This is a genomic window from Blastococcus sp. SYSU DS0616 (genome assembly GCF_054051015.1).
This window is the reverse complement of sequence record NZ_JBJHAJ010000007.1, coordinates 142003-154282: the sequence shown is the minus strand read 5'-3', so window position 1 is coordinate 154282 and position 12280 is coordinate 142003. Positions and strand designations below refer to the sequence as shown.

Sequence of the window (12280 nt, the reverse complement as noted above, 5' to 3'; positions counted from 1 at the left end):
CGGGCCGGGGCATCCCTCCCCCTCGTCCCCCCAGGAGTTCCGCGCATGATCACCGAGCACCAGCTCAGCGACGTCATCGGCAGCACCGCCGTCGGCCCCGACGGCGAGCTGGGCACCGTCGGCGAGGTCTACCTCGACGACGAGACCGGCCGCCCGGAGTGGGCCACCGTCCGCACCGGGATGTTCGGCACCAAGGAGACCTTCGTGCCCTTGGCCGACGCCGACATCTCCGGCACGGAGCTGCGCGTGCCCTACGCCAAGGACAAGGTGAAGAACGCCCCGAACGTCGACGCCGACGGGCACCTGTCCCCCGCGGAGGAGACCGAGCTGTACCGGTACTACGGCCTGGCCACCGCCGGGACCGACACCACCCGCGCCGACACCACCGGCACCGACACCGACACCGCCCGCGGGGCCGTCGGTCACGACACCTCCGGGCCCACGACCGACGACGCGATGACCCGCTCGGAGGAGCGGCTGCACGTCGGGACCCAGCGGGTGGAGGCCGGTTCCGCCCGGCTGCGCAAGTACGTCGTCTCGGAGAACGTCTCGCAGACCGTGCCGGTGTCGCGCGAGGAGATCCGCGTCGAGCGCGAGCCCATCACCGACGCCAACGTCGGCGACGCCCTCGACGGCCCGACCATCTCCGAGGAGGAGCACGAGGTCGTGCTGCACGCCGAGCGCCCGGTCGTGGCGAAGGAGGCCGTGCCGGTCGAGCGCGTGCGCCTGGACACCCAGACCGTCACCGAGCAGGAGACGGTCACCGGAGAGGTCCGCAAGGAGCAGGTGGAGCTGGACGTCGAGGACACCGACGGCCCCCGCCGCTGACCCCGGCCCGCAGTCCGGCGGCGTCGGCGCGGCCCCGAGCCCGCCGTCGCCGCCGGACCCCGCACCACCGGCCGGCGATCCCGCCCGCCGTTCCCTCGTCCGAGGAGTCCCCTGCATGTCCACCCCAGCTTCCGCGCACGGCGACGACGCCGGCATCCGCCCGGACGGAGCGCACCCCACCCGGGGTGCCGGCCGTGACGCCGTGGACGCCCAGCACTCCCGCTACGGCGGCATCAAGTGGGGCGCTGCCTTCTTCGGCTGGCTCTCCGCCAACGGGCTGGCCGTCCTGCTGATCGCGCTGATCAGCGCCGCCGGTGTCGCCGTCGGCCTCACCGAGGGCGTCCCGTCGGTCGAGGAGGCCACCGAGCAGGCGAGCACGATCGGCATCGTCGGCGGCATCGTCCTGCTGGTCGTCCTCTTCCTCGCCTACCTGGCCGGCGGCTACGTCGCCGGCCGGATGGCGCGCTTCGACGGGGCCCGCCAGGGCATCGCCGTGTGGGTCATCGGCCTGCTCGTCGTCCTCGCGCTGGCCGTGGCCGGATTGCTCTTCGGCTCCGAGTACAACGTGCTCCAGCAGCTGAACCTGCCGCGCATCCCCATCGACGAGGGCACCGCCACGACCGGCGGCATCATCGCCCTGATCGCGGTCCTGGTGCTGACCCTCGTCGGTGCCGTCCTCGGCGGCAAGCTCGGCGAGCGCTACCACCGCAAGGTCGACCGCGCCGGCTTCTGAGAGGGCCCCCTGCCCCCCGCCACTCGCAGGCTCGCGGCGGGACCCTGCAGGGGGCCACGAGCGGGGGCCGTCCCACCGGGGCGGCCCCGTGCGCGTGCCGGGCTCGTGGTGGGATTCGGGGGTGACGCCCTCTGGCCCGATCGTCCGGCGGATCGACGACCCCGACGAACCGGGGCCCGACGTCCGGGTGGCCGAGCAGCGCGACGTCCCGGCGATCGCCGCCACCCTCACCGTCGCCCTGGCCGACTCCCGCTGGACCCGCTGGGCCCTGCCCGACGACGGCCGCATGCAGCGGCTCACCCGGCTGCACGAGCTCGACGCCGCCCACCGCGGCGTCGCCGCCGGCACCGCCTGGGTCACCGAGGACCGCGACGCCGTCGCCGTCTGGGAGCCGCCGGCCGGCGCGCCCGGCACCCGGCCCCTGCCGGACGACGTGCGCGCCGCCCTGGCGCGTGAGCTCCCCTACCTCTCCGGGGACCGCGCCCGGGTGGTCGCCGAGACCGAGGCCCTGGTGACCGCCGCGCTGCCCGACCGGCCGCACTGGCGGCTGCGGCACCTCGGTGTCCGGCCCTCCGCCCGCCGGCGCGGCCTGGCCGCTGCCGTGCTGGCGCCGGTGCTGGTGCGCTGCGACGCCGAGCGGACGCCCGCCGCGGCCGCGGTGTTCGGGTGGGCGAACGTGCGGTTCTTCCGCGGGTTCGGCTTCCAGGTCACCGAGACCACCCGCACCACCGACGACGAGCTGCCGTTGTGGGTCCTCGTCCGCGAGCCGCTCTCGCTGAGCTGACCGCCGTCCGGAGCCCGGACGCCCCCGACCTGCCGACCCCGGAGGCCCCGTGCCCAGCCCTGCCAGCCGCCTGCTCCCCCCGCTGCTCCGCCTGCTCCGCTTCCGGCGGGAGTTCGAGCGCCCGGAGCTCATGCTGCGCGGCGTCCAGGAGCGCATGCTGCGCCCGGCGCCGTACGGACCGCCACGGGGGCTCGGCCCGGTCGAGATCGCGGTGGACGTCGGCCACGCGACCGGCTGGCCGGTCTACCGCGTCCTCCCCCGCACCCGGATGCCGGACCGTGCCGCCGTCTACGTGCACGGCGGTGCCTGGGTGAACCAGATCCACCCGTTGCACTGGCGCCTGGTCGCCCGGCTCGCCGCCCGCAGCGGCGCCGCGATCACCGTGCCCGTCTACCCGCTGGCGCCGGTGGGGACGGCGGCGACGGTGGTGCCCCAGGTGGCCGACCTCGTCGGCGCGCTGGTCGACCGGTACGGCGCCGGGCAGGTCACCGCGGTGGGCGATTCGGCCGGCGGTCAGATCGCACTGTCCGCCGCCCAGCTCCTGCGCGACCGAGGCGTGCCACCGCTGCACCGGACCGTGCTCGTCTCCCCCGCGCTGGACCTGACCCTGGCCAACCCCGAGATCGACCTCGTCGAGCCGCAGGACCCCTGGCTGGCCCGCCCCGGCACCCGGGCGGCGATCGAGCTCTGGCGCGGCGACCTCCCGCTCACCGATCCGCTGGTCAGCCCGCTGTTCGGGGAGCTGGCCGGGCTCGGTCCGCTGACCGTCTTCAGCGGTACCCGCGACATCACCAGCCCGGACACCCGGCTGCTGGTCGACCGCGCCCGCGCGGCCGGAGTGCCGGTCGACCACCACGAGGAGGAGGGCCTGGTGCACGTGCACCCGCTGCTGCCGGTGCCTGAGGGCCGACGGGCCCGGCGGGTGATGGCCGCCGTCCTCGCCGGCTGACGCGGCGGGCGCGGCGCCGGTCCTGGCCGTGCGGAGATTTCCGCGCGAAGGTGTCGATCCGGCCGGTCCCCGCTCGTACAGGGGGTGAGCGACCGGCACCGGACCGGCGCCGAACCCCAGGAGGCAACCATGGCCCAGTACCTGCTGAGCATCATCCAGCCGGTCGGCGAGGTCCCCCCGCCGGAGGAGCTGGCGCCGGTGATGGAGCAGCTGGCGGCGCTCAACGCGGAGATGCAGGCGGCAGGCGCCTGGGTCTTCGCCGCTGCGCTGCACCAGCCGGAGGCGTCGACCGTCGTCCGCGCCGAGGGCGCCGACGTGCTCGTCACCGACGGCCCCTACGCCGAGGCCAAGGAGTTCATCGGCGGGTTCGACGTGATCGAGGCCGACGACCTGGACCAGGCCCTCGGCTGGGCCGGCAAGCTGGCCCGTGTCCTCGGCGGCCTGCCGGTCGAGGTCCGGCCCGTCGCGCAGACCTTCTGACGCCCGTGGACGACGCCGTCGCCGAGGTCGAGCGGGTGTTCCGCGCGCACCACGGCCGGGCGGTCGCCGTCCTGATCCGCCTCCTCGGCGACGTCGACGCCGCCGAGGAGGCGGTCCAGGAGGCCTTCCTCACCGCCCTCGCCCGGTGGCCGGTCGAGGGGATCCCGCCGAGCCCGGCCGGCTGGATCGTCACGACCGCCCGCCGCCGGGCGATCGACCGCTGGCGGCGGGAATCCGTGCGCACCGACCGGTACTTGCAGGCCGCGCTGCTCGGCGGCGCCCCGGAGCCCGTCGAGGAGGGACCCGTGCACGACGACCGGCTGCGCCTGATCTTCACCTGCTGCCACCCGGCGCTGGCCACACCGGCCCGGGTGGCGCTCACCCTCCGGCTGCTCGGCGGCCTCACCACCACCGAGATCGCGGCGGCGTTCCTCGTGCCCGAGGCCACCATGGCCCAGCGCCTCGTGCGCGCGAAGGCCAAGATCCGCACGGCCCGGATCCCGTACCGGGTGCCGCGGGAGGCGGAGCTGCCCGATCGGCTGCCGGCCGTGCTCGCCGTCGTCCACCTGGTCTTCACCGAGGGGCACACCGCCACGTCCGGGGACCGGCTCGTGCGCCCGGACCTGTGCGCGGAGGCGATCCGGCTCGGCCGCCTCCTGGCCGAGCTGATGCCGGACGAGCCCGAGGTCACCGGCCTGCTGGCGCTGATGCTGCTCACCGAGTCGCGGCGACCTGCCCGCAGCACGGCCGACGGCGACCTCGTGCCGCTGGCCGAGCAGGACCGGTCGCGGTGGGACCGGCAGCTGATCGGCGAGGGCCAGACGCTGGTGCGGCAGTGCCTGCGGCGCGATCGCCCGGGCCCGTACCAGCTGCAGGCCGCGATCGCCGCCGTCCACAGCGACGCGCCGACGGCGTCCGACACCGACTGGCGGCAGGTCCTGACGCTGTACGACCAGTTGCTGGCGTTCGCGCCGGGCCCGGTCGTCGCGCTGAACCGCGCCGTCGTCGTCGCCGAGGTCGAGGGGCCGGCCGCCGGGCTGGCGCTGGTGGACCGGCTGGAGCTCCCCCACGACCACCTCCTGCCCGCCGTCCGCGCCGAGCTCCTGCGCCGCCTCGGCCGCACCGCCGACGCGCGGGTCACCTACGACGCCGCCCTCCGGCTGGTCCGGAACGACCGCGAGCGGGCGTACCTGCTGCGGCGCCGCGATGAGTTACCGGTTCCGCTCCGGTCTACGGAGGCATGAACCCTTCCACCACGCTGGACCTCACCTTCACCGCGCCCATCGAGAAGGACGGCGCCTTCCCGACGTACCTGGTCGTGCCGGACTCCGCGGAGCTCCTGGGCACCCGTCGGGCGGTGAAGGTGACCGGCACCGCCGACGGGTACGCCTTCGCGGCCACCCTCATGCCGTCGGGCACCGGCCCGCACTGGCTGCCCCTGCGCGCGGCGATCTGCTCGGCCATCGGCAAGAGCCAGGCGGGCGAGGAGGTCACGGTGCACCTGCAGCAGCGGCTGAGCTGACCGGCCGGTGCGGGGACGTTCCCGCGGGAACGTCCGACCGTCAGTCCCAGTTGCGGCGCTGCTTCTTCAGCTGGCCGCGCTGCTTCTTCGCCTCGATCCGCCGCTCCTTCGAGCCACGGGTGGGCTTGGTGCGCCGCCGGGCCGGAGCCGGCGGGGCCAGTGCGGCACGCAGGACGGCCGCCAGGCGCTCGCGGGCGGCCTGCCGGTTGCGCAGCTGCTGCCGGTGCTCGCTGGCGACGACCGTCAGCACGCCGTCGACCAGCCGGGTCCCGAGCCGTGACGCCAGCCGTGCCCGCTGGTGGTCGCTGAGGCCCGGGAGGTCCAGGGGCGAGACCGAGAGCTCCACCCGCGAGTCGGCGGTGTTCACGCCCTGTCCGCCGGGGCCCGATGACCGGGAGAACCGCCACGACAGGGCGGCCGCGGGCACGACGAGGGACCCGGTGACGGCGAGGTCACCGGAGGGGTCGTCGGTCAGGGGCACCGCACCAGTCTGGCCGACGGGGTCAGCGACCGGGCGGCAGCGGTCCCCGCTCCAGCTGCTCGGCGGTCCAGCCGGCCACCTGGCCGGCCCACTCGGCGCGTTCGGCCGGGTGCACGCCGCGCAGGATCCGGCGCCAGGTGAGCGCGCGCTGCAGCGGGGCGACGTGGAGCGCCAGATCGCACTGCCGCCGCAGGTCCTCGGCCGCGCCGAAGTCGAGCCACTGGTCGAGGTAGGCGTCGCGCAGCCGGCGCAGCGCCGGGTCGCCATCGGGCAACCGGAGCACGCGGCCGGCGAACCGCAGGGCGACCAGCAGGACGAGGAACGGGTGGGCCACCGAGGCGTCGCCCCAGTCGAAGAAGCGGTGGCGGCCGTCGCGGACGAACACGTTCCCGTCGTGCAGGTCGTCGTGCTGCACGGTGGCCGGGAGGCCGCCGTCGGCGAGCTCCCGGCACGCGCCCGCGTACTCGCCGAGGCGGGCCAGCACGCGGGCGCGGGCGTCGGCGGCGAGGCCGTCGGGGCGGCCGGGCCGCTGCGCCTCGTCGTCGGCCAGCAGGTCCTCCACCAGCTCGGGCAGGCGTTCCGGCCGGTGGTCGGGCACGCCCAGGCCCACCAGCTCCTCGGCGTGCTCCGCGACCTCGACCTGCAGGCGGCCGTGGTCGGCGAGCATCGCCGCCCACGCGGCGGGCTCGGTCGAGCCCGTCCCGCGGAGCGTCGGCCCGCCGTCGGGCAGGAGCACCAGCCGTCGTTCCCGATCCACCGCGATCGGCGGCAGCACCCACTGCGGCGCCCAGCGCCCGAGCGCTTCGGCCAGCACCGGCTCCTGGGCGGACCCGGGCCCGACCGCCTTCAGCCACACCGCGTCCCCGCCCCGCACCGGGATGCGGAAGGCCGTGGACCAGGCCCGCACGTGCGGCTGCTCCGGCGGGCCGTCCGGCTCGAGCCCCGCGCGTACCAGCCGAGCCGCAGCCCAGTCCAGGGCGGCGGCCCGCCACGCGGCGTCGCGCCACGTCGCGGAACCCGCCGTCGCGCCGTCCCCGGGGGTCACCGCCGCACCGTAGGCGATCACCCCTGGGGCTGACCCCGGCGAGGGGTCAGGCGGGCACCGGATCGGCACCGGCAGCCGCACCGGGGCGGCAGCGCACGAGGCGGCGGAGGGTCAGCCAGGAGCCGCGCAGCGCGCCGTGGGTCTCGAGCGCCGCGATCGCGTAGGCCGAGCACGTCGGGGTGAAGTGGCAGCACGGCCGGCGCTTCGGGCTGATTTCCCGCTGGTAGTAGCGGACGGCGGCGATCAGGTGGGCCGCCGCGCCGCTGCCCTGCCGGCCCTCCCGGATCGCCGGCAGCGAACGCGGTGCGACCAGCAGCAGGTCCATGCCGCACCCGACGGCGTTGGCCAGGCAGCAGCCGGTGTTGAGGAACAGGAGATCGCGCAGGCACGAGTCGTTGCGCCGGCCGTAGCCGTAGCCGGGCGGCGGTCCGTACCCGCGGCGGTAGTGGCCCGCGTAGTGCCCGCGGTAACCGCCCCCGTACCGGGGACGCCGCCGACGAGGACCCCAGCCGCTGCTCCAGATGAACACCATGGACAGCCCTGTACCGCGGGATGATCGACGGCATGCCTCCGTTGGCCGATGCGCTCGCCGCCGGACCCGTCGTCCTCGACGGGGGCCTGTCCACCGAGCTGGAGGCGCGCGGTCACGACGTCTCCTCGGCGCTGTGGTCGGCGCGGCTGCTGCGCGACGACCCGGCGGCGATCGTGGCCGCGCACGCGGCGTTCGCGGCCGCGGGTGCCCAGGTGGCCACGACGGCCAGCTACCAGGCCACCGTGGCGGGATTCGCCGCCGCCGGCGTGGGCGCGACCGAGGCGCGCCGGCTGATCGCGTCGTCGGTGGCGCTGGCCCGGGAGGGCCAGGGGCCGGGGTGGGTGGCCGGCTCGGTCGGCCCGTACGGGGCGATGCTCGCCGACGGCTCCGAGTACACCGGCGGTTACGTCTCCGAGGTGGGTGTCGAGCGGCTGCGGGAGTTCCACCGGCCGCGGATGGCGCTGCTGGCCGACGCGGGCGCGGACGTGCTGGCCTGCGAGACGGTGCCGGCCGCCGCCGAGGTGGAGGCCCTGCTGCTGGAGGCGCAGGCGCTGGGTGTGCCGATGTGGCTGTCGCTGACCACCGTGGTGGACGACGATGGCGTCGCCCGCACCCGCCGCGGCGAGCGGGCGGCCGACGTGTACGCGATGGCCGCGAGCGTCGACGAGGTGGTCGCCGTCGGCGTCAACTGCACCGCGCCGTCGGCGCTGCCAGCGGCCCTGCGCGCCGCGGCGCCGGCCGGCAAGCCACTGGTCGCCTACCCGAACAGCGGTGAGAGCTGGGACCCGGCGTCCCGGTCGTGGACCGGGACGCCGGGGATCCCCGGGCATGCCCTCGCGGAGTGGCAGGCCGCGGGCGCCCGGCTGGTCGGCGGCTGCTGCCGCGTCCGCCCGGCCGACATCGAACGGATCGCCGCCGCGACGACGTGACGGAGCGGCCCCGGTGCAAGGTCCCGCCGCGAGCCTACGAGCGGTGGGGGCACCGGGGGCCTTTCTCAGAGGATGGGCTTGCCGCCGGTGACGGCGATCCGCGCGCCGGAGACGTAGGAGGCCTCGTCGCTGGCCAGCATCACGTAGACGGGCGCCAGCTCGGCCGGCTGCGCGGGGCGGCCCAGCGGCACCTGCTGGCCGAAGCTGTCGACCTTCTCCTCGGGCATCGTCGAGGGGATCAGCGGCGTCCAGACCGGGCCGGGGGCGACGCTGTTGGCCCGGATGCCCTTCTCTGCGTACAGCTGCGCGAGGCTGGCGGTGAAGTTCGCGATGCCGGCCTTGGTCATGGCGTAGGCGATGAGGTTGGGGCTCGGGTTGTCCGAGTTCACCGACGACGAGTTGATGATCGAGGCACCCGGCTGCATGTGCGGGATGGCGTCCTTGGTCAGGGTGAACATCGCCGAGAGGTTCGTGGCGACGGTGAAGTCCCACTCCTCGTCGGAGATCTCCTCCAGCGAGTCGTGGCTCATCTGGAAGGCGGCGTTGTTGACCAGGATGTCGACCCGGCCGAACTCCTCGACGGCCTTCGGGATGATCGTCTTGCAGTGCGCCCGGTCGGAGATGTCGCCGGGCACGAGCACGCACTTCCGGCCGGCCTGCTCCACGTACTTCGCGGTGTCCTGCGCGTCCTCGTGCTCGTTGAGGTAGGAGATCAGGACGTCGGCGCCCTCGCGGGCGAAGGCGATGGCGACGGCGCGGCCGATGCCGCTGTCCCCACCGGTGATGACCGCGGCCTTGCCGGTGAGCCTTCCGGAACCGTGGTAGCTCTCCTCGCCGTGGTCCGGCTTCGGGTCCATCTCCCCGAGCGTGCCCGGAACGCTCTGCTGCTGGGCGGGCTGGGTCTCGGGACGGGGTGATGACATGACGGTCCTCCGGAGCGACTGGCAGCGGGCGCGGGCCCCTGCGGCCCGCACCTCCTGCTCCGCGCGCTACCCCGGCGGAACCCCGCGGAACCGGCGGGTGTCGGCTGCACAGCACACGACCCGGGCGGTGGGAGAGGCGCACGTCGTTGTGCACCCCTCCTACCGCCCGGGTCGGGTGTCTCGCTCCGCCACGTCCCGGGGAGGACGCGGCCCTCCGTCACGCCGCGCGCGCCACCGGGGCCTGGTTGGCCGTGGCGCCGAGCGGCACCCAGCGCATCTCGAGCCGACGCCGGCCCGCGGGGTCGGTCACCACGGTCCACCGGCACTCCGGGCAGAAACGTTCACGCATGGTCCCAGCCACCTTCCGTTTACCTGTTGTTCACCTTCCTCTCCGATTACGACGCACCCCACACATCGCCACACTCGTCGTTACCGGATCGTTACCGTCTCTCGGGCACGAACGCCCTACCGGACCTGGCTCAGCGGAAGCAGCAGGTCGTCGGGCACGCTGGTAGCCCTGATGACCACGACCGCCGCTCCCCCGCTGCTCGACGACCCCGCCGACCTCTCCGCGCTGCGCGCGAGGGGCGGCGATCCCGACGAGCTGTTCGCGGCCTTCGCCGCCTGGGCCGAGGCCGGCGGCACGCCGCTGTACCCGGCCCAGGAGGAGGCGCTGATCGAGCTGGTGAGCGGCGCCAACGTCGTCCTCGCCACCCCGACCGGCTCCGGCAAGTCGCTGGTCGCCACCGGCGCGCAGTACGCCGCGCTGGCCGCCGGCCGGCGCAGCTACTACACCGCACCGATCAAGGCGCTGGTCAGCGAGAAGTTCTTCGCGCTCTGCGGCATCTTCGGCGCGCAGAACGTCGGCATGCTCACCGGCGACGCGGCGGTCAACCGGGATGCCCCGATCATCGCCTGCACCGCCGAGGTCCTGGCCAACATCGCGCTGCGCGAGGGCGCGGAGGCGGACATCGGCCTGGTGGTCATGGACGAGTTCCACTTCTACGGCGACCCCGACCGCGGCTGGGCCTGGCAGGTCCCCCTGCTGGAGCTGCCGAAGGCGCAGTTCCTCCTGATGAGCGCCACCCTGGGCGACGTCACCTTCCTGCGCGAGGACCTGACGCGGCGCACCGGCCGACCGACCGCGCTGGTGGCCAACGCCGTGCGCCCGGTGCCGCTGCACCACTACTACGCGACGACGCCGATGCACGAGACGATCCAGGAGCTGCTCGACACCCAGCAGGCGCCGGTCTACGTCGTCCACTTCACCCAGGCCTCGGCGCTGGAGCGCGCACAGGCGCTCATGAGCGTCAACGTCTGCAGCAAGGAGGAGAAGGCGGCGATCGCCGAGATGATCGGCGGCTTCCGGTTCTCGTCGGCCTTCGGGACGACGCTGTCGCGGCTGGTCCGCCACGGCATCGGCGTCCACCACGCCGGGATGCTGCCCAAGTACCGGCGGCTGGTCGAGCAGCTCGCCCAGGCCGGGCTGCTCAAGGTCATCTGCGGCACCGACACCCTGGGCGTCGGCATCAACGTGCCGATCCGCACCGTCGTCTTCAGCGCGCTGTCGAAGTACGACGGCACCCGCACCCGGCTGCTGCAGGTGCGCGAGTTCCACCAGATCGCCGGCCGGGCCGGCCGCGCGGGCTACGACACCGCGGGCACCGTCGTCGTCCAGGCGCCCGAGCACGAGGTGGAGAACCTCAAGCAGTTCGCCAAGGTGGCCGACGACCCGAAGAAGCGCCGCAAGCTGGTGCGCAAGAAGGTCCCCGACGGCATGGTGCCGTGGAGCGAGTCGACGATGAACCGGCTGGTCGAGGGGGAACCCGAGAAGCTGACCAGCCACATGCGGGTGACGACGGCGATGATCCTCGACGTCGTCGACCGGCCGGGTGACCCGTTCACCGCGATGCGCCGGCTGCTCACCGAGAACCACGAGCCGCGCAAGAAGCAGCTGAAGCTGATCCGCGACGCGATCGGCATCGCCCGCTCCCTGCTGCAGGCCGGCGTCCTGGAGCGGCTGCCCGAGCCGGAGCCCGACGGCCGCCGCTACGACCTGACGCTGGACCTGCCGCCGGACTTCGCGCTCAACCAGCCGCTGTCCACATTCGCGCTGGCCGCCATCGACCTGCTCGACCCCGACTCGGACTCCTACGCGCTCGACGTCGTCAGCGTCATCGAGGCCACGCTCGACGACCCGCGCCAGATCCTCGCCGCCCAGCTCAACAAGGCCAAGGGCGAGGCGGTCGCGCAGATGAAGGCCGAGGGCATCGAGTACGACGAGCGGATGGAGCTGCTCGAGGAGATCAGCTATCCCAAGCCGCTGGAGGAGCTGCTCGGGCACGCCTTCGAGGTCTACCGGCAGTCCAACCCGTGGGCCGCCGACGGTGCGCTGTCGCCGAAGTCGGTGGTCCGGGAGATGTGGGAGCGGGCGTTCACCTTCCGGGAGTTCGTGAACACCTACGGGCTGACCCGCGCCGAGGGGGCGGTGCTGCGCTACCTCTCCGACGCGTTCAAGGCGCTGCGCTCGGGGGTGCCGGCCGCGGCGCGCACCGAGGAGGTCACCGACCTCGTCGAGTGGCTCGGCGAGCTGGTGCGCCAGGTCGACTCCTCGCTGCTGGACGAGTGGGAGGCGCTCACCGATGCCGACCAGGGGCCGGTGGCGGAGGTCGCCGTCCCCGCCCGGCCGCGCCCGCTGACCGGCAACGAGCGGGCGTTCACCGCGATGGTCCGCAACGCGCTGTTCCGCCGCGTCGAGCTGTGGGCCCGCCGCCGCTGGTACGACCTGGGCGAGCTGGACGCCGGCTCGGGCTGGGACGCCGAGCGCTGGGGCGAGGTGGTGCAGGCCTACTTCGCCGAGCACGGCGAGGTGAACACCGGCGCGGACGCCCGCGGTCCCGCGCTGCTGATCTGGGACAAGCGCCCGGACGTCTGGCACGTGCGGCAGATCGTCGACGACCCCGAGGGCAACCACGACTGGGGCTTCGACGTCGAGGTCGACCTCGCGGCCTCCGACGAGGAGGGCGCAGCCGTCATCCGGCTCGTGGACGCCGGCCGCAAGGACTGAAGCGGTG

The 12280-nt window shown here is 74.6% G+C and carries 14 protein-coding genes; 9 read left to right on the top strand and 5 right to left on the bottom strand.

Annotated features, from left to right (window positions below; genetic code table 11):
* Positions 1 to 45 precede the first annotated feature (45 nt).
* From ACI79K_RS07675 to ACI79K_RS07645, 7 genes are all read left to right on the top strand, one after another.
* Positions 46 to 828 (top strand): DUF2382 domain-containing protein, encoded by a 783-nt coding sequence (locus ACI79K_RS07675; protein ID WP_456599394.1) that lies wholly within the window; start codon positions 46 to 48, stop codon positions 826 to 828.
* A 115-nt stretch (positions 829 to 943) separates the two neighbouring features.
* Entirely contained in the window at positions 944 to 1561 is a 618-nt protein-coding gene (locus tag ACI79K_RS07670; protein WP_456591280.1) for a hypothetical protein, read from the top strand.
* Between the two features lie 121 nt (positions 1562 to 1682).
* Positions 1683 to 2345 carry an N-acetyltransferase gene (locus tag ACI79K_RS07665; protein ID WP_456599393.1) on the top strand — a complete coding sequence of 221 codons (663 nt, stop codon included), beginning with the start codon at positions 1683 to 1685 and terminating at the stop codon, positions 2343 to 2345.
* 49 nt (positions 2346 to 2394) lie between these two features.
* Positions 2395 to 3294 carry an alpha/beta hydrolase fold domain-containing protein gene (locus tag ACI79K_RS07660; RefSeq protein WP_456599392.1) on the top strand — a complete coding sequence of 300 codons (900 nt, stop codon included), beginning with the start codon at positions 2395 to 2397 and terminating at the stop codon, positions 3292 to 3294.
* 129 nt (positions 3295 to 3423) lie between these two features.
* The gene (locus tag ACI79K_RS07655) at positions 3424 to 3774 is read left to right on the top strand and encodes a YciI family protein (RefSeq protein ID WP_456599391.1); all 351 of its coding nucleotides are present in this window, start codon (positions 3424 to 3426) and stop codon (positions 3772 to 3774) included.
* A 5-nt stretch (positions 3775 to 3779) separates the two neighbouring features.
* Positions 3780 to 5018 (top strand): RNA polymerase sigma factor, encoded by a 1239-nt coding sequence (locus tag ACI79K_RS07650; protein ID WP_456599390.1) that lies wholly within the window; start codon positions 3780 to 3782, stop codon positions 5016 to 5018.
* Positions 5015 to 5296: a DUF1905 domain-containing protein gene (locus ACI79K_RS07645; RefSeq protein WP_456591285.1), complete on the top strand. Its 282-nt coding sequence runs from the start codon at positions 5015 to 5017 to the stop codon at positions 5294 to 5296. Before ACI79K_RS07650 ends, ACI79K_RS07645 begins: the two co-directional genes overlap by 4 nt.
* Positions 5297 to 5336: 40 nt before the next feature.
* Here ACI79K_RS07645 and arfB read toward each other — a convergent pair whose 3' ends face one another.
* From arfB to yidD, 3 genes are read right to left on the bottom strand one after another with little or no spacing between them, the layout of a single operon-like run.
* A complete protein-coding gene (gene arfB, locus ACI79K_RS07640) occupies positions 5337 to 5777 on the bottom strand; it encodes an alternative ribosome rescue aminoacyl-tRNA hydrolase ArfB (protein ID WP_456597914.1) in 441 nt (146 codons plus the stop codon).
* A gap of 22 nt (positions 5778 to 5799) precedes the next feature.
* On the bottom strand, positions 5800 to 6822 hold the full coding sequence (locus tag ACI79K_RS07635; protein WP_456599389.1) for a phosphotransferase: 1023 nt from the start codon (positions 6820 to 6822) through the stop codon (positions 5800 to 5802).
* Between the two features lie 46 nt (positions 6823 to 6868).
* The gene (yidD, locus tag ACI79K_RS07630) at positions 6869 to 7354 is read right to left on the bottom strand and encodes a membrane protein insertion efficiency factor YidD (RefSeq protein ID WP_456591288.1); all 486 of its coding nucleotides are present in this window, start codon (positions 7352 to 7354) and stop codon (positions 6869 to 6871) included.
* 32 nt (positions 7355 to 7386) lie between these two features.
* Between yidD and mmuM the strand changes: the two genes are divergently transcribed.
* The gene (gene mmuM / locus ACI79K_RS07625) at positions 7387 to 8283 is read left to right on the top strand and encodes a homocysteine S-methyltransferase (RefSeq protein ID WP_456599388.1); all 897 of its coding nucleotides are present in this window, start codon (positions 7387 to 7389) and stop codon (positions 8281 to 8283) included.
* A gap of 65 nt (positions 8284 to 8348) precedes the next feature.
* On the opposite strand, the gene ACI79K_RS07620 is transcribed toward mmuM, so the two are convergent.
* Positions 8349 to 9206, bottom strand: a complete 858-nt coding sequence (locus tag ACI79K_RS07620; RefSeq protein ID WP_456597911.1) for an SDR family oxidoreductase — start codon at positions 9204 to 9206, stop codon at positions 8349 to 8351.
* 217 nt (positions 9207 to 9423) lie between these two features.
* Positions 9424 to 9555: a hypothetical protein gene (locus ACI79K_RS07615; protein ID WP_456588719.1), complete on the bottom strand. Its 132-nt coding sequence runs from the start codon at positions 9553 to 9555 to the stop codon at positions 9424 to 9426.
* A gap of 171 nt (positions 9556 to 9726) precedes the next feature.
* On the opposite strand from ACI79K_RS07615, the gene ACI79K_RS07610 reads away from it, so the two are divergent.
* Positions 9727 to 12273, top strand: coding sequence for a DEAD/DEAH box helicase (locus ACI79K_RS07610; protein ID WP_456599387.1), 2547 nt, complete (start codon positions 9727 to 9729; stop codon positions 12271 to 12273).
* Positions 12274 to 12280: the final 7 nt, after the last annotated feature.